Here is a 17,301-nt window from a genome sequence, read left to right as displayed (position 1 = left end):
AATACAAAATAACGATAGATGGATGTGTCGAAAAAAATTTTTTTGACACGTAAAAGTGGCGTGAACCATTGATATATCAACATTTATAGAGGGAGGTATAGTTTAGACATGCAAGTTTCGAAAATTGGTACAATATTCCAATTGTCATTTATGCCAAGAATATTTCCTGTTAATTGTTATTTTGTAGAAGAAGAAAGCGAGCTTACACTTATAGATGCAGCACTACCTTATAGTGCAAAAAGTATAATCAAAGCAGCTAAAAAAATCGGAAAACCGATTACAAGAATTATCATTACCCATGCACATAGTGATCATATAGGAGCACTAGACACGTTAAAAGAATTATTACCTGCTAGTCAGGTATGCATTTCTTCAAGAGATGCCCTATTGTTGGAAGGGAATAGTACCTTGCTACCAAATGAAAAAAACACACCTATCCGAGGAGGCCTTCCCAAAAATATTAAAACCAAACCGGATTTATTGCTTGAAGAAGGTGATCGTGTTGGTTCATTAGAAGTGATTGCAACACCAGGTCATACCCCTGGCTCCATCACACTTTTCGACACACGTAATAGTAGTTTAATTGCTGGGGATGCCCTTACATCTAGAGGAAAGCTAGTAGTATCAGGCATTATGTATCCGTTATTTCCGTTTCCTGCTCTAGCTACATGGGATAAAAGCACAGCTCTTGAAAGCGTAAAAAAATTAAGCGAATTAAATCCAAGCTTACTTGCTGTGGGGCATGGAAAGATGTTGATGCAACCACAGGAGCTTTTGAAAATAGCGATAACAGAAGCAGAAAAAAATTTTCATAAACAAAATAGGAGATGAAAATAAAATGTCCCGTCGTATGAAGTTAGATTTACCTATTATTTTTAAAAAAGCAACGGAGATAGTGGATGAACAAGGCTTAGACCAACTTTCAATCGGACTATTAGCAGAAAAATTGGGCGTGCGACCGCCTTCCTTGTATAACCATCTTGATGGATTACATGAATTGAAGCAGAAGTTAGCCATTCAAGGTGTTAAAAACCTTCATGGGTATATGCTTCAAGCTGCAGTGGGACGTTCAGGTGATGATGCTATTCGAGCAATTAGTCAAGCATATATTCAATTTGTTCGAGAGCATCCCGGACTATATGATGCTAGCACACGCTTTCCTGATGCTAACGATCAAGAATTGCAGCAGGCCCAAGAATCTGTCGTGCAACTTGTCCTTCAAGTGCTAGATGCCTATAATTTGCAAGAAGAAATGGCGATTCATATGGTCAGAGGATTACGAAGTATTCTCCATGGATTCACCTCCATCGAACAGTTAGGGGGATTCGGGATGCCTCTTGATATTAATGAAAGCTTTTCAATCTTACTAAATACCTTTATTGAGGGCATTCATGCAGTTACGCTTAATGAAAGCCAATAAATGACCTAAAAGAAAAAACATGACCTCTCTAGGAAGTCATGTTTTTGATTACAATGCAGATTGTTGCACCTGTTGACGAAGGTTTTTTGCCGCTGCAACCATATGAGCTAATGCTGCTACCGTTTCTGGTTCCTTTCTTGTTTTTAAACCACAGTCAGGATTCACCCAAAATTGATTGTGCTTTAATACTTGTAGGCTATCCTGCATAATGTTTAACATTTCCTCCTCACTTGGTACACGAGGACTATGAATATCATATACACCTAAACCAATGCCTTTTTCATACGGATTGACTTTTAGTGAAGAAATCAGCTCACCGTGGCTACGTGATGTTTCAATTGAAATAACATCCGCGTCCAATGCACTAATTGGTTCGATAAAATCATTAAATTCACAGTAGCACATATGAGTATGAATTTGCGTTTCATTCCTCACACTAGATGTGGCAAGTTTAAAGGCATTTACTGTCCATTCCAAATACGCTCCCCAATTTTCTTTACGAAGCGGCAGTCCCTCTCGTAAGGCCGGCTCGTCAACCTGAATAATGGAAATTCCTGCAGCTTCTAATGCCTCTACTTCCTGTCGAAGGGCCATGGCAATCTGATAGGTTACATCTTTTCTTGAAATATCATCACGCACAAAGGACCAGTTTAAAATTGTTACAGGACCTGTAAGCATTCCTTTAACATAGCGCTTTGTTAAATTCTGTGCATAGGCTGTTTCTGTCACAGTCATTGGTAGTTCCCATGCTACGTCGCCATAAATAATAGGTGGCTTCACACAACGAGAACCGTACGAAACAACCCAAGCCTTTTCTGTAAAAGCAAAGCCCGTTAGTTTTTCGCCAAAATATTCGACCATATCTGTTCGCTCAAATTCACCATGCACAAGAACATCTATATCTAATTCCTCTTGAATAGCAATCCAGCGCTTTGTTTCCTTTTCAACAAATGTATTATACTCATCATTTGTAAGCTGCTTCTTACGCCACGCCTGACGTGTACGTTTAACTTCATCAGATTGTGGAAAGCTTCCAATAGTCGTCGTTGGAAATAGTGGTAATTGTAATGCTTGCTGTTGAATTGTTTGTCTTGTTTTAAAATTACTGTGGCGTTCAAAGTCTTGTGTCGATACCTCTTGAATTGCCTGTTGAATCGCTTTATTTTGACGAATTTGATGGTTTTTTAATGCCTCAATAGCCTTCATGCTGTCTGATAGCTTATGATTTGCTGCACCATTTGTGTCTTGAATATAACTAGTCACTTCAACCAATTCCACTATTTTTTCATCTGCAAAGGCAAGTGCATTGTGAAGGACAGGATCAAGCTTGGTTTCTAGAGCAGTAGTGATCGGCACATGCTGTAAGTTACAGGAAGTCTGAATCCAAATGTCTTTTGATTTACTTAATTGTTCAATTGCTTTTATAGTGGCACCCACTTCTGCTAGATTTGCACGCCAAATATCTCGACCGTTAATAATACCAATGGCTAATGCTTTATCCTGCGGGAAACCGTATTGACGAAGTGCCTCCATATTTTTGTGATAGCCATGCACAAAGTCTAAGCCAATCCCTTGTACAGGAAGAGTCACCAATGATTCATATGCTGACAAGGATTCAAAATATGTTTGTAGCATAATTTTCGCTTCCGGTACTGATGCAGCTAGCTGTGTATATATTTCTTGGACAAGCTTGATCTCTGCGTCATCTAAAGTTGTTACAAGTGCTGGCTCTTCTATTTGAATCCAATTAGCTCCAGCAACCACTAACTCCTTTAACACCTGCGTATAAAGTGGTATTAAGTCTAAAATGAAGGCTACCTGAGAAAGTTTGTCATAGCCTTTTGTCAGCTTACAAAATGTATAAGGACCAATTAATGTCGGCTTTGCTGTTATACCAAACGCTTCCTTCGCCTCTAAAAAATCAGCAACTATTTTATTCTCTGTTAATTGTAAAGGTTGTCCCTCATATTCTGGCACAATGTAGTGATAGTTCGTATTAAACCATTTTGTCATTTCACTAGCCACTGCCTGTTTATTGCCACGAGCTATGCCGTAGTATGTTTGTAAATCGACCTTTCCGCCTTGCCATTGAAAGCGTTTGGGAACCAATCCGAACATGATAGCAGTATCCAGCATTCTGTCATACAATGTGAAATCTCCGACTGTTATAACATCTAGCCCCAGTTGAAGTTGCTTTTCAATACGTGCTAATCGTATATCCTTCAGCTGCTGCAGAAACGCTTCCTCTGTCAATTCCTTTTTCCAAAATAATTCTAATGCCTTTTTCCATTCTCGATCCTCTCCAATATATGGATAGCCAATTGCTGTACTTGTATAAGTCATGTTACTCTCTCCTTAATTCGTAAAATAAAAAAAGCCATTTCCCGTTATTGGAAAATGGCTGACATTGTTTATCAAACATACAGACATACAGAAATAATACGATTTATTTTAAAATCGTAGGATTCATTGTCGCACAGTGCCGATTGGTCACATTTCACCGCCTATTTCCACGTAGGTATTTGGTGTGTACTAGACATTGGCAGGTCTCCTGGCTTCTCATCAACACGCCTCACAACCTTCCCAGTTTCCCAGTGGTATTTATGATTTGCTCCGAATTACAGTTGCGGGACAGCGTCGGATTTGCACCGACTTCCCTTTTAAACCAAATTCTCATTTGGCACCAACTCTTACACAGTATTCAATTATGCTCTTACTATAACATATATTTTTCTGAAAAGTAGCATTATTTTCAGATTTTTTTGATTCTATCCTCTAATGTTGTAGTTCTATCCGTCATCTTGGCTGATCTATCCTTCACATTTAAGGTTCTATCCACTTGTCAATCCATATATTTTTTGGTATTATTCGGTAATCTCGTAGAAATCATTCCACAATCATAACGCTAGTTTGCAATTGGCTGTTCTCTATATGGTACTGTCAATCGATTCTAAATTAAAACAATTACATCCTATTGAAACATTTGTAATGAAACTGTAAATTCCGGCGATGAAGCCTTTTATATCAAGCAATTAGGTCAATTTCCAGCAACTCGTGGTAACATTTACCTCGAAGAAGCCTTACTTTTTCATGCTACGATTAATTCCAATGGCGAGCCAAAATAGGATTAATCCTAGCATTGACTTTAGGAGGTAACTAACAACATGAACAAACGTAAACGATTTTTAAGCACAACATTAGCATTGTCAATAGGTTTTACCACATTAGGAATGGTACAGCCAGCTATTCAGCCAATAGAGGTAGAAGCTGCAACTATTAATAATTTCAACAATCAACAGGCTGTTGCCGCAAAGGCAGAGCAACTAATTCAAACTGGTAAAAGTTTAATTGGAAAGGCAACATACAGCAATACGGTATACAAGCCTACATATCCATATAAATTTTCCTGCGCTTCATTTTTGATGTACATTTTCGAGAAAAATGGTGTTGATCTTGCAACGTACAATGAAGATTATATGATGAAGCAAGGAACATATGTAGCTAAAAATCAACTACAAAAAGGTGATTTATTATTCTTTAGAAGTAAAAAAACTGGCACAGATCCTGACCATGTAGGTATGTATATTGGGAATAATAAAATCATTCATATGGCTGATTCTAAACAGAACATCGTAATTTCTGATTTAAGTAGTAAGCCATATTATACTGATAATTATGTAACAGCCCGTAGAGTATTACCTACTTTACTTTCCGCTAACCCAGCAACAAAAGGTGATAAAATTGTCGAAAACGCTTATAGCTATAAAAATAAAGTGACGATGAGTTCAACGATTAATGAACAAAACCTGCGTTTTACAGGCCCTGGTTTTGTCGAGTATGTTTATCGTAAAAGTGGTGTAAAACTTGGTACAACAAACTTAAAAGAGCAAATGAAATTAGGATCTACAGTTTCACGTGCAAATTTAAAGAAGGGCGATTTAGTATTCTTTAATAGTACTCCGGGATCTCAAACACCTTCAATGGTAGGCATATATGCAGGAGATCATCGTATTATGATTCCAAATTCAAATGGAATTATTACTAGAGTAATGTTTGTCGATTATTATGATAAACATTATATTACGGCAAAACGTGTTTTTTCAAATTAACACAAATCCAATTTGAGTAGAAAGACCGATTTGGCTATACCTATGACGAAAGCTTGCAATCTTCCTCACACCATTTATGGCGGAAAAAAGATTACAACAAACAGCTATTAATCATGGACAATCAATATATTGATTTTGAAACAAGGTTTAAAGTTTTTTAATTTAACAACACGTTGCATACTATAAAATTAGAAAAAGAAGTATTCCTCCATGAGGGTACTTCTTTTTCATAGTGTTGAAAAATTAAATAGTCAAGGGACTCTTTGTGAATATTTAGTCAAAATGAAGGTGATTTCCGTTCCAGGCTACTCGCTTTGCCGCTGACGCTTCGCTTTCGCGCAGAGCTAGGCTTCCTGCGCTGGAGGAACGAAGACTAAGTGCGTCACGTCCTGTGACAACGCCTTCGTGACCAACATCGTGTTGGCCTCAGTTTCTCGTTTGTCTCGCTATCCCACGGGAGTCGAGTAGCCTTGCACTCCAATCAGCAATAGTGTAGAACTTTAAATATTTTCTTCCCTCAAAAGAAAAGTAAAGTAAATGCATGTTACTCACCATCATTAAATGGATAGAATATTGGTACAAATTCTACAGCTGTTAACCTACATTTTATGCGTAAAACTACTTTGTAACTTTACATAAAGTACTCCTCTGTTTTCGCATAGTAAAATGTTATCAAAGCTCCATTTTTGCACAATATAATGATGGCTAAGACTCCAAATGTATCACTATATATTTGTGTGAATTGCCAGAAGAAAATACGATGAGCAAAGGTTGATTGGAGTGTAGACTGAGTGACTCCTCGGGGATTCAGCGTCACAGATGAGACCCTGGAGCGAGCTACGCGAGTGAAGCGGCTCATCGGACGCCCCCAGGAAAGCACTCAGTCGGAACGAAGATCAACCCCTCGTTTTGAAAAAGGACTATACTTTTTAATTTGTCATCTTGATTTCATTGACATAATAGTATTTCAACAACATGAAAAGAAGTATTCCTCCATGAGGGTACTTCTTTTTCATAGTATTTAATGGTCGAGGTATTATTTGAAGGTAATTTCCGTTCTGAAATACCATAAATTTCAAATCCTTGAATAAGGAAATTTTGGTTTTGAGGATAGGATTGCTGAATTGATGAGATTATGTGCATGATTGACTAGTATTTATGCTAGATAGAAGACTACTTATACTTAATAGGATGACTGTAATAGATTGTGAGTAGTAAAATATTTATGGCTTAACTGGTCATATGAGTAAATATGAATGATATTCTGTGGCAAGATATCTGTGCGAAAATGTAGCGATAGTAACAACGTGTTAGCCTCATTGCTATTCCTCTTTCGCACAGAAAATATTTGATGCTACAGCTTCATTAAAATTTCATTGCTTAGGCTCCGTTTTGACATAGTGGTATTCTAGCTTCTATTTTTCTTTCAATTGATTGGCAAATTCTATCATTGATCGACTAGACATTGGTCCCTTTATTAATACAATCGTGTCAGAATCAAGCTGCGGTTTTAGTACATCTAAAACACCTGCAACTTCTTTAAAAATATGAACATTTGCCTTTGTGCCTTCCTTTATCGCTTGCTTTGCGATATGCTCTGCTCGACTGCCAATCGTAATAAGCGTATGAATATCTCTTTCTGCAACCAACGAGCCAATTTCTCGATGATACTTTTCTTCGAACATACCCAATCGTTTAATATCTCCTAAAATAAGAATAACTTTCTTTCCTTTACCTATTGTATCTAATACCTTTAAGGCTGCTTCAACAGAAGTGGGGTTATTTGTCCATGTATCATCTACTATTGTACTTTCTCCCATGCCCGTTGAAAATTCTAGATGTCTGGCCATTGGTTTAAATGTTCTTAAACCAGCGATGGCTGTATTAATGGATAATCCCATTTCCTTTGCCGCAGCTATTGCCGCTAAAGCATTGTATACTTGGTGTTCTCCATAGCCAGGGACAAATACATTATACTTTGCATCTGATACCTGCAGTACAAACTTCATGCCATTTCTCATAAATTGCATGGAAGTGGCTTGATAGTCTGCCTGTTTGTGTACACCAACGGTAAGGATTTTTCCTTTGAAAGTATGCAAGGGAATTTTTTTGGTGTTTTCATCATCTGCATTAATAATTAATGTGCCACCTTCTGAAATGCCCTCTAATATTTCCGCTTTTGCTTTTATATAGCCTTCAAGGTTTTTACATCCATCAAGATGATGGACTCCAATATTTGTAATAATGCCAATGGTAGGCTGATAAATCATACATTGATGCTTAATATTCCCTGTATTCCCTAAACCTAATTCAAAAATAGCTGCTTGAGTTGACTTATCGATCCCCGTTAAATATGGTAAGGATTGGCGTGGTTCATTTTTACTGCTGACAGATGCTTGAACATTCCATTCTCTACTAGCTATATGCTTAATCATTTCTTTTGTTGTTGTTTTTCCACAGGTTCCTGTCAAAGCAACCACTGGTATTTGAAATAGATTTCGATAATATTCAATGAATTTCCAATATGCCTGCACAACGCTTTTCACTTGGATAACAGTTGTATTGGCTAATGCATTTTTTAATTCTGCTGACGATTTATCTGAAATAACTAGTGCTGGGCCTTTGCGATCTATTTCCTGCCAATTGATAGTATCTCCCCTGCTTACAAACATGAGTGTATGACTTTGAGTCAAATCATGCCGTTTATAATAAATCGCCTGTTTCACAGCCCATTGGTCAGAACCACACAATAGATTCCCTTGCAGTACCTTCCTTAGATCTTTTACTTGTATATGTTGCAAATTTACTCTGCCCCCTTTCTTTGAAATACACCGCTTAAACTAGCGAAACAAACAAATTCATTAACATATAGTAATTTCGTAACTAGAATTGATAGCCAAACTATTCGGGTGGTAATTCTTTTTTTCTTTTTAGATCTGCCGCCAAATTAGAAACCTGCTTACTATACATATCTCCCTTAATAAGAATAATCGTATTTTCATCCACGATATCTTGTAATAGTTTATAGGCAAGCAAACTATTTTTAAATGTATAAACTGGTGAACTAAATCCTAAGTCAACGGCATGGTCTGCCATAATTCGAGCATGCTCTCCGACAGTAATGAGGACATCTACACCAATTTGATGAATCAATTCTCCTGCCTGCTCATGAATGATATATCCCCATGCACCTAAATCGGTAATTGTTCCAATAACCGCAATCTTTTGCTTGCCCTCACCGAGCGCCTGTAAAACCTTTAAAGCTGCCTCCAACGAAGTCGTTGTTATACTCCAAGTGTCATCTAAAAGCATGGAATGATTAATGCCCTCAAATAACTGAAGCTGCTTATTCAGATGCCGAAAGGATTGCAGTTGTTTCGCTGCCATTGGAATTGTCATACCCATTTCACAAACAGCTGCAATTGCTTCTAATGCATTATATACTTGATGCTCACCATATCCCGGTACAAAAATCGCAAAGCTCTTGTTTTTGTGAATAATAGTAAATAGCATACCATGATTATGATAGCGAATATTGGTGGCTCTAAAATCACAAGATTTATCCTTTCCTATTTTAATAATATTGCCTTGAAATCTTGAAAAATCTATTTTTTTAGTGTTGTTATCCTCAGCATTAATAATTAATGTGCCTTTTGGATGAACAATATCTAACATTTCTCCCTTTGCCTGAATATACCCCTCTAACGTTTTACAATAATTTAAATGATGTGCCCCAATATTTGTGATAATACCAATTTTCGGCTTAAAATATCTACCTGCCTTTGTTACATCTCCTGGTTCTCCAACGGCAGTCTCAAAAACAGCCGCCTCTGTTTCCTCATCAATGCTTAGTAAATACTGTAAAGATGCTGTTCTAGAATTACTGCTTAAGGTTGTAGCAGATACTTTTTTCTCTGCTGAAAGTATATGTTTAATCATCTCTTTTGTTGTGGTCTTACCAGAAGTACCTGTAATTGCTACTATCGGAATATTAAATTGATCTCGATAAAAGTTTACAAATTTCCAATAAGCTTCATCTGCATCTGCTACTTTTATAGTAATAATCTGCTTAGGAATCTCATTATGACTGTACGACCAATCTGTAACTAGTACTAGTGGATAAAGTGGCTCAAGACTTTTCCAATTGACAATACGTTTATTTGTAAAAAGAGCAGTATTTGGTTTTTTCACTTGCTTAAGCCGATAAGCCCCGTGCTGAATCAATGTTTCCTCGGACCCTTGCACTAAATCGCCTGCAGTTATCACTGTTAAGTTCTTCACCGTAAGAGGCTTCATATCAATTTCCCTCCTTTCCACACTAGTATATGTCAGGTCATAAAAGTTGCTTGGATGTAGTCAAGATACATAACTAGAGGAAATCTATTTCTTTGCATATATATAAATGTGATTAAGTATCTAAGTACAACTAGAAGGAGTGATATATCTGAAAACGATTATATTTATCGGTACAAACAAATCCGGGTCCAGTCGTGAAGCCACAAGAGCAGCAGAAAAAATGGGTTATTTTACTGTACTTTTTACAAACAATGAAAAGCAATTACAGCAGAGAAGAGCCTATCCAGATATCCATAAAATGATTCTTATTGATACGTCAAATATAGAAAATATGAAGGATGAAATTTATCAATTAAAAAAATCTGGATTAGAGATAAAAACGATTGTTAGCTTTGTCGATCCTTATGTCCATATTGCTTCCACCTTATGCGATGAATTCTGTGACAACTATACATCTTCGACTGCCATTGAAATGATGGAGGATAAAGAAAAAACTAGAAATTATTTAAAAAATCAACCCTATTCGCCAAAGTTCCTTCTTATCAAACCACATGAATCCGTTGCGACAGACCTAGAATTCCCGCTCATTGTCAAATCTCCAAAATCAACTGGCTCAAAAGATGTTTTATTAGCCAAAGATTCAAGTCAACTTAACGATCACCTCCGTTATCTTCGAAATAAGAATTCAGGAGAAACCATTATGGTTGAAGAATATATTGATGGTCCTCAATATTTAGTAGAGGCAATTGTCTATAAGCGACAGCCTCATATAATCGGTATTATTGAGCAAGAGATAACTCAGGGTAAACGTTTCATCATCACAGGCTATGGTGTTCTTGTAAAAGCTCCTCCAGAAATACAAGCGGGTCTTGAAGAAGTACTTCAATCCATTGTTAAAACATTTGACATTGAAAATGGTGCGCTGCATTTAGAGCTTCGCTTAACAAAAAACGGTTGGAAGCTTATTGAGATTAATCCAAGAATTTCAGGTGGCGCTATGAATAATATGATTTTTGCAGCATTTGGCTTTAATTTAGTGGAAGAAACACTAAAGCTATTCTTAGGGGAGCCTCCAAATATTCACCCAAGACATAAAAAATCTGTCTATACGAAATATGTCATTGTTGAAAGTAAAGGCATTTTAGAGAGAGTTATTGGTAGAACTAGGGCATCTAAATCATCAGGTGTTGTAGATGTCTATGTGAAACCAAGAAGAGGAACATTGCTAACCCCTCCTCTATCCATGGGTCATCGCTATGCATATGTTATCGCAGAAGGCGCAACCTTAGCTGAGGCTAAAAACAACGCTGTAAATGCAGCCAAGGAAATAAAATTCATCTTAAAGGTCGCGTAAAAAACTGTGGGGGTACATTATCCCTCACTGTTTAGTAATAAGAATGTGCTGTTAAATAGTAAAAATATCCCGGGTAATTGTCCTTTTATCATTGGACAATTACTCGGGCTTTTTTACGCCTTATAGTTTTCATCTAAAAATTTAACTGTTTCAAACATATTCGTTTTACTAGCACCTTTAACTAAAATGGTATCATGTGGTTTGATTATTTTCTCTAACAGTGCATGCAACTCTTCTTTATTAAGAAAATGATAAACCTTCGCTGGGTCCATTCCCTTTGCCTTCGCAGCAGCGCCCATCTCCTCTGTTCTAAAACCATATGTGATAAAAAGATCTATATCCTGCTCATAAACATATTCACCCAACTTACGATACTCCTCTTCTCGCAAATCCCCTAATTCCCGCATTTGACCAATGATAGCAATTTTCCGTTTCTCTGCAATATTAGTAAGAACATCAATCGCCGCACGTACACCCTGAGGATGAGAATGGACTGTATCATCAATAACAGTGATGTTATCACGACAATTATAAATCGTTAGTCGTCTAGGCGGTTTTTTGAAATTCAGCCCTGCTTGAATATCAGTTGGACTAAAACCTAAACTATCCGCAACTGCGATTGCATTCAGGGCATTATAAACATGATGTTCTCCTAAAATAGGAATATACATTGTCATTTCCTGTCCCTGCAGCTTTATTTTAAAGGTCATTCCAACATCCTTATATTGAATATCATAGGCTTTATAGTCTGCGAGACGATGAATACCAACAGTTATAATTTTCCCATTAAATTGTTGGGTTTCCAAAAACTTAGAGTTATCATCGTCCTTATTCAAAATCAGTAACCCACTTTGATCCATTCCGTGTATTAATTCAGATTTTGCCTTTGCCACTCCCTTAATATCTCCATCAAAATTACCAACATGCGCTAATCCAATATTTGTAATAATACTAATATTCGGTTGAATAATACTACAGTGATTGGTAATGATGCCTGGGTAAGCCATTCCATATTCTAGCACTACCGCCTTATGAGAAGTATTAATTTCCTCTGCATGTTTTTTTGTATGCTCAGTCGTATTCCAATAATCTTTTGACTCAAAAATATTCCATTTCTTCGATAATATAGAGCCTAGAAATGCTTTAGATGTTGTTTTCCCTGCACTTCCTGTTATTGCAATAATCGGCTTCTGCTGCTCTTGTGGTTGTGGTTGCGGTTGTGGTTGTGGTTGTGGTTGTGGTTGCGGTTGCGGTTGCGATTTTTGTTGTCTAATTGCCTTTTTCACTTGTTTTTGATTTTTCGCAAGATACATCGCATATCGAATAGAATTAATAACAACATCTAGTTCTAAATAAAAAGCGGGAGGACAACCTGGTCGCCAGTTTACTTCATACATCCAAATTTTTTGTTGCTCATCTAAGCCCACATCAATACCAATTTCATCAATGACCTCCCCAAACTGCACCATCTGAATTTCATCTAGATGTTTAGCTAATGTTAAGGAGAAATGCTCTAGCATACGTCGAATATCAAAGGCCTCTTCCTTGAATTCCTGCTCCAAAAAAGGATCTAAATAATTCGTAAATCCACCATTGTTAATATTCGGAATAATCGAACCAGGTGGTGCTATTCTCGGATAGACTGTTGTGATAACCCATTTACCCTCGCCATTTTTTTGCACGTGAAGACGGAAATCATAAACCTGACCTGCCTTCGTTTTAGATTGGATATAAGGCTGCATGATAAAGGTTCCTGTAACAAGTTGCCCTTTAATTAATTCATCTAGCTGGTGCTTTGTATATACCCGATTTTCGCTATCCTTCCTTACCTCAAAATTCGCATTACCTGCTTTCGTTATAAAATAAATTCCTTTTCCCTTGCGGCCGTCTATCGGCTTAAATACGACTTTTTTATAGTAAGTAACAAACTTATGAAATAATTCAGCGTTCTTTACAATTTCTGTTGGAATTAAATACTTATCAAATTCCTTTGCTTCCTTAAGACGCTTCATTACGTTCCATTTATTCCCTATAGAATGTGTTGTAAATGGGATTTCTTCTTTTAGTTTATCAATAATTTCCTTTGAAACCGATAATTTTTCTGGACTACCTGCATTATAAATTACATCTGGGAAAGGCATTATTCTCTCGTGCCATTCACCATTTTCATATACCTTTGCTCTTATGGATCGTTTATTAAAATCTACACTTTTTGGTGTAAAATAAAAAAATTGAGCCCCTTCTGCTTTTGCAACGGCTGCATATGCATATGACTTAATAACGGTTGTTGGGTCTAGTCGATGATGCAACATTCCAATAATTGTCATTTACCTCTTCCTTTCATATGATTCTCTCTCTAATTAATTCAGCCAATGCAATGAGCATAAAGACAGATACTCTACATATCACATGATTTGTAGGTTTAAATTCATTACCATTTTGGTTCAATGATAAATTTTCCTTTTAGCATGTCAGGTTTTAATAATTGGATAGCTGATATACCACTTAATTCAATGGATTTTTCAGTGGCTGTTTTTTCTAACCTCACAACATCCGCTATTAAATTTGAATCTTTTCCTTCATAATCATAGGCTCGCAGCAATGAGACCGTCCCCCGACAACGTTCGATATCAACAGCCTCTATACGAAAATACTCTGTTTCAAACTGCTTGACAGTATCCATTAATCGTAAATGTGAGCCATCATGTGTTATTAGAAAGAAGGGAATTGTATCACTTCCAACAATTTTCAAAAGCAATTGACCAAAGTATTTAGAATGAAAATCCTTCATAACATCCTGTAGAACCTTTATATCGTTTAGTGCTTCACCTAGAAAATGATTTCTTCTTTTTTCATGATTCAATTTTCTCCAGCCCCTCCCACGGCTTTTTGAGCCATCTGTAACATTGAAGCCATAACAAATGATTCAACCCCTCTCGATATCATATGTAGAATGTAAGAATATGACGCCTTTTTTCCTCATGTAAAACTCGAACTTCCTCTTTTAGAATATTTCAAAAAAACAATTGCAGCTCTAACAAAAAATGGATAACTAAACAAATAATATCGTGCCATAGCATTACACTGTTGTTATGGCTTTTCATCTATCTTATTGTTCAAAGCATAAATAAATTTTTACATTGTTGTTTACCTTTTTCCAAATGAATCGTTATCTAATTAGGAGGGTTGATATGAATGAGGAATTTGGTATTCAATTACATGAAAAATTAAAAGCAGTATACTTTACACTGCTCAAAATGGGCGCTAATAAGCAAGATGCTGAGGATATATTGCAGGAGACAGCTTATCAGTTCATCAAATACATAGACGGGATTGATGCAAATTATGCGGAAGCTTGGCTTTACCGTGTAGCGATAAACAAATATTATGATGCCTTACGAAAGAAAAAGCATGCGAACAACTATGTACTCACGTTTCACTTGCAGGATTTATTAGATGAACAAACACCAGAATTATATGTTTTACAAAAAGAACTACAGACTACCATTCAACAAACGTTAAGCATGCTTCAGCCTAAAGAAATGGAGTTACTATTATTAAAATATAGCGCTGAATTAACATTAAATGAAATTGCTATTCTTTTTAAAACGACAGATAAAAGCATTAAAACTCAGCTTGCCCGAGCACGCAAAAAATTTAGTGAGATTTTCGAAAGGACTGGTAATTATGGAGAAAATATCAATTATTAATAGCGATGAATCATTTCAACATTTAGTGAAGAGCGCTAAAAGAAAATCAGTAAAACGGATTATTATTGTTTCAATAAGTGTCTTTATAAGTATTGTTCTTATCTTATGGGGATTAATTGCCATGGGACAATATATTATGTATAAGGAAATGGATAAGCAATCTTTGCAGAATTATACTAACAGCCTATTCACAGGCGCAAATATTCAAACAAATAGTACTAACTACGATCATTTTTTCTTAGCAGGTACGACAAAATCCAATCAGTTTAAGGATATTAATGGTCATCAAATAAAATGGGGTATCATTGAACATTTTTATACAATCTTAGGAACAAAGGCGTATGTTGAAAATAATAGCTATCTAAATGGATACAATAATAATTATCGAGTATTTCAATTTTATCCATACAAAGAGCCAAAAATTGAAGACGATCTGGCTTATTTAAAAACTTTACCACCCTTCTATAATGTAGAGGTTGCTGTATCTTTCACAAAAGAAGTAACGTTTGAAGAGATGATTAAACAATTTCCAACTGCTCAATGGGCATGGATTATTCAAAATGGACTATTTGAATCTATAGAGGAAGAAAAAGAACATGCAGAAGAAATGAAAAAAGAAATGCCTACTTTTATATCCCCAAATTATGGTTTAGTAGATGGAGATTCAGCGTATGGCTTTCACATCTTAAACGATCAACCATTTCAGTCCGCGCAAAATTTTTTAGATGAAGTAGCTACATATGGTAACGATGAACAAGAAGCACTTGCTATTTTAAAAGAGAGAATAAAAGAGAGAGGTGAAGATGCAACAGGATTAAGTTTTCCATACCATGAAAAAGTATACGAAGCAGAGATTTTAAATAAGACTATTGGTGATACAGATGCACATTCTCTAAAGGTTAGTGGTGCCGTCTTAACAGGTACAATTGAAAACATCCTGCCCTATTTAGAAAAGGATGTTGTACACCATATAAGCGTAGGTGTTATTCTACCATACTAAGGAGGTACAGGTTATGAGATTGTTTAGTTATCTATTTATACTTTTCTTTTTAATAGTATCTCCCTATTTTATTATTCATCATCAGCTACCAAGTCGATTCATACAAATGACTGCTCTCTTTGTAATCATGCATCTAATAGCACTGCTTATTGTACATGCTGTGCTTCCTAACTCGCGTAAAACAATAAGCTTTTACCATACCATTTTTTCAATTGTATTATTCGTGCCCATTTTCTACTGTAGTCAAGTAATATTTGATCAATCAATTGAAAATATCCGCAGATTTTATAGCGTTATTCCAACAAGCTATGTAATCGTATTATTAACAGTTATATTCGCTATTAATTTTTACAAGTTTAAAGATTCTTCCAAATAGAAAAAAACGTCCATACATTTGGGCGTTTTCTTGTTGAGACACTATGGTGTTGTTTGTTGTTGATCTCCACGATTTAGCAGAATAACGCCGCCAATAATCAAGACAATTCCAATAGCTGAGTTTAGATTAAATAAATCTCCCCATATAACGATTCCCACAATTACGGTAAGCGCGGTTCCTACTCCAGACCATATCGCATATGCCAGACTCAGTGGTAATGTTTTCAAGCATAGTGATAATGAGAAAAACGAAAGCCCATATCCGAATGCAACCGCTATTGATGGACCTAAAATTGTAAATGCCTCTGAAAGCTTAAGCATTGTTGTCGCAAATACCTCACTAATAATCGATAACGTTAAAAACAGATAACCTCTCAATTGTTTATTCCTCCTTAATGACCGCCACCAGCAAGATTAAGAACAATTACACCAATAATAATAAATAACATTCCATAAAGTTTTTTTCGATTCATTAATTCCTTATAAAAGATTACACCAACTATGCCTGTTAGTGCTGTTCCCACTCCAGCCCATATCGCATATGCAGTACCGATGGCTAAGGATTGCAATGTTAGGGAAAGAAAATAAAAAGCTGTACCATATCCAACTACAACACCGATAGACGGTAGTATACGTTTAAAGCCATCTGTTTGTTTTAACATTGAGCTGGCAAAAACCTCTGAGATGATTGCAATAAATAGAAAACCAAAAGTATTCATGTTTGATTGTCCCTCCTAACCCACTGTTTTCTCTGTTATACCTTATTTATTCGTAAATAAGAGACCCAAAGAGCATTCTACTCTTAGGGTCTCTATGATTCCTCATCCTCTACATATTCTAGAATATCTCCTGGCTGACACCCCAGTGCCTTACAGATTGCATTTAATGTAGAGAAACGCACGGCACGAACCTTTCCTGTTTTTAAATTGGATAGATTGACAATTGATACATCTACTTTTTCTGCTAGCTCACTTAGCTGCATTTTTCGATCTGCAAGCATTCGATCTAATCGAATAATTATTGTCATTTTTTCACTT

16 protein-coding genes and 1 riboswitch are annotated in these 17,301 nt (G+C 36.2%); of the genes, 7 read left to right on the top strand and 9 right to left on the bottom strand.

Going from position 1 to position 17,301, the window contains the following annotated elements; all coding sequences use genetic code 11:
* Positions 1-108: 108 nt before the first annotated feature.
* Together ACQKIM_RS16080 and ACQKIM_RS16075 are read left to right on the top strand one after the other, a co-directional pair.
* On the top strand, positions 109-831 hold the full coding sequence (locus ACQKIM_RS16080; protein ID WP_427545646.1) for an MBL fold metallo-hydrolase: 723 nt from the start codon (positions 109-111) through the stop codon (positions 829-831).
* Between the two features lie 7 nt (positions 832-838).
* Positions 839-1,420 (top strand): WHG domain-containing protein, encoded by a 582-nt coding sequence (locus tag ACQKIM_RS16075; protein ID WP_427545644.1) that lies wholly within the window; start codon positions 839-841, stop codon positions 1,418-1,420.
* A 48-nt stretch (positions 1,421-1,468) separates the two neighbouring features.
* On the opposite strand, the gene metE is transcribed toward ACQKIM_RS16075, so the two are convergent.
* Positions 1,469-3,763 carry a 5-methyltetrahydropteroyltriglutamate--homocysteine S-methyltransferase gene (gene metE / locus ACQKIM_RS16070; protein ID WP_427545642.1) on the bottom strand — a complete coding sequence of 765 codons (2,295 nt, stop codon included), beginning with the start codon at positions 3,761-3,763 and terminating at the stop codon, positions 1,469-1,471.
* 181 nt (positions 3,764-3,944) lie between these two features.
* Positions 3,945-4,123: riboswitch (cobalamin riboswitch) on the bottom strand.
* Between the two features lie 461 nt (positions 4,124-4,584).
* Here metE and ACQKIM_RS16065 point away from each other — a divergent pair.
* The gene (locus ACQKIM_RS16065; RefSeq protein ID WP_427545640.1) at positions 4,585-5,529 is read left to right on the top strand and encodes an NlpC/P60 family protein; all 945 of its coding nucleotides are present in this window, start codon (positions 4,585-4,587) and stop codon (positions 5,527-5,529) included.
* 631 nt (positions 5,530-6,160) lie between these two features.
* On the opposite strand, the gene ACQKIM_RS16060 is transcribed toward ACQKIM_RS16065, so the two are convergent.
* From ACQKIM_RS16060 to ACQKIM_RS16050, 3 genes are all read right to left on the bottom strand, one after another.
* A complete protein-coding gene (locus ACQKIM_RS16060) occupies positions 6,161-6,388 on the bottom strand; it encodes a hypothetical protein (protein ID WP_427545638.1) in 228 nt (75 codons plus the stop codon).
* A gap of 556 nt (positions 6,389-6,944) precedes the next feature.
* A complete protein-coding gene (locus ACQKIM_RS16055) occupies positions 6,945-8,330 on the bottom strand; it encodes a Mur ligase family protein (RefSeq protein WP_427545636.1) in 1,386 nt (461 codons plus the stop codon).
* 100 nt (positions 8,331-8,430) lie between these two features.
* The gene (locus ACQKIM_RS16050) at positions 8,431-9,825 is read right to left on the bottom strand and encodes a Mur ligase family protein (protein WP_427545634.1); all 1,395 of its coding nucleotides are present in this window, start codon (positions 9,823-9,825) and stop codon (positions 8,431-8,433) included.
* Between the two features lie 148 nt (positions 9,826-9,973).
* Between ACQKIM_RS16050 and ACQKIM_RS16045 the strand changes: the two genes are divergently transcribed.
* Positions 9,974-11,179 (top strand): ATP-grasp domain-containing protein, encoded by a 1,206-nt coding sequence (locus ACQKIM_RS16045; RefSeq protein ID WP_427545652.1) that lies wholly within the window; start codon positions 9,974-9,976, stop codon positions 11,177-11,179.
* Between the two features lie 113 nt (positions 11,180-11,292).
* On the opposite strand, the gene ACQKIM_RS16040 is transcribed toward ACQKIM_RS16045, so the two are convergent.
* Positions 11,293-13,506, bottom strand: a complete 2,214-nt coding sequence (locus tag ACQKIM_RS16040) for a YheC/YheD family protein (protein WP_427545632.1) — start codon at positions 13,504-13,506, stop codon at positions 11,293-11,295.
* Positions 13,507-13,610: 104 nt separating this feature from the next.
* Entirely contained in the window at positions 13,611-14,042 is a 432-nt protein-coding gene (locus tag ACQKIM_RS16035) for a hypothetical protein (protein WP_427545630.1), read from the bottom strand.
* A gap of 328 nt (positions 14,043-14,370) precedes the next feature.
* Here ACQKIM_RS16035 and ACQKIM_RS16030 point away from each other — a divergent pair, with 328 nt between their 5' ends.
* The 3 genes from ACQKIM_RS16030 to ACQKIM_RS16020 are packed head-to-tail and all read left to right on the top strand — an operon-like array spanning position 14,371 to position 16,265.
* Positions 14,371-14,889, top strand: a complete 519-nt coding sequence (locus tag ACQKIM_RS16030; RefSeq protein ID WP_427545628.1) for an RNA polymerase sigma factor — start codon at positions 14,371-14,373, stop codon at positions 14,887-14,889.
* The gene (locus ACQKIM_RS16025; RefSeq protein WP_427545626.1) at positions 14,867-15,889 is read left to right on the top strand and encodes a hypothetical protein; all 1,023 of its coding nucleotides are present in this window, start codon (positions 14,867-14,869) and stop codon (positions 15,887-15,889) included. The genes ACQKIM_RS16030 and ACQKIM_RS16025 overlap by 23 nt, the downstream gene beginning before the upstream one ends.
* Positions 15,890-15,902: 13 nt before the next feature.
* Positions 15,903-16,265 (top strand): hypothetical protein, encoded by a 363-nt coding sequence (locus ACQKIM_RS16020; protein WP_427545624.1) that lies wholly within the window; start codon positions 15,903-15,905, stop codon positions 16,263-16,265.
* A gap of 41 nt (positions 16,266-16,306) precedes the next feature.
* Here the strand turns inward: ACQKIM_RS16020 and ACQKIM_RS16015 are convergent, their stop codons facing one another.
* From ACQKIM_RS16015 to ACQKIM_RS16005, 3 genes are all read right to left on the bottom strand, one after another.
* On the bottom strand, positions 16,307-16,642 hold the full coding sequence (locus ACQKIM_RS16015) for a DMT family transporter (protein WP_427545622.1): 336 nt from the start codon (positions 16,640-16,642) through the stop codon (positions 16,307-16,309).
* 14 nt (positions 16,643-16,656) lie between these two features.
* Positions 16,657-16,983: a DMT family transporter gene (locus ACQKIM_RS16010; RefSeq protein WP_427545620.1), complete on the bottom strand. Its 327-nt coding sequence runs from the start codon at positions 16,981-16,983 to the stop codon at positions 16,657-16,659.
* A gap of 92 nt (positions 16,984-17,075) precedes the next feature.
* Positions 17,076-17,291, bottom strand: a complete 216-nt coding sequence (locus ACQKIM_RS16005; RefSeq protein WP_283871906.1) for a helix-turn-helix domain-containing protein — start codon at positions 17,289-17,291, stop codon at positions 17,076-17,078.
* Positions 17,292-17,301: the final 10 nt, after the last annotated feature.

This window comes from Lysinibacillus sp. NPDC047702 (assembly GCF_050272555.1).
Classification (GTDB): Bacteria; Bacillota; Bacilli; order Bacillales_A; family Planococcaceae; genus Lysinibacillus.
Note: the sequence above shows the minus strand (reverse complement) of the source record. Positions and strands in the feature narration are given on the sequence as shown.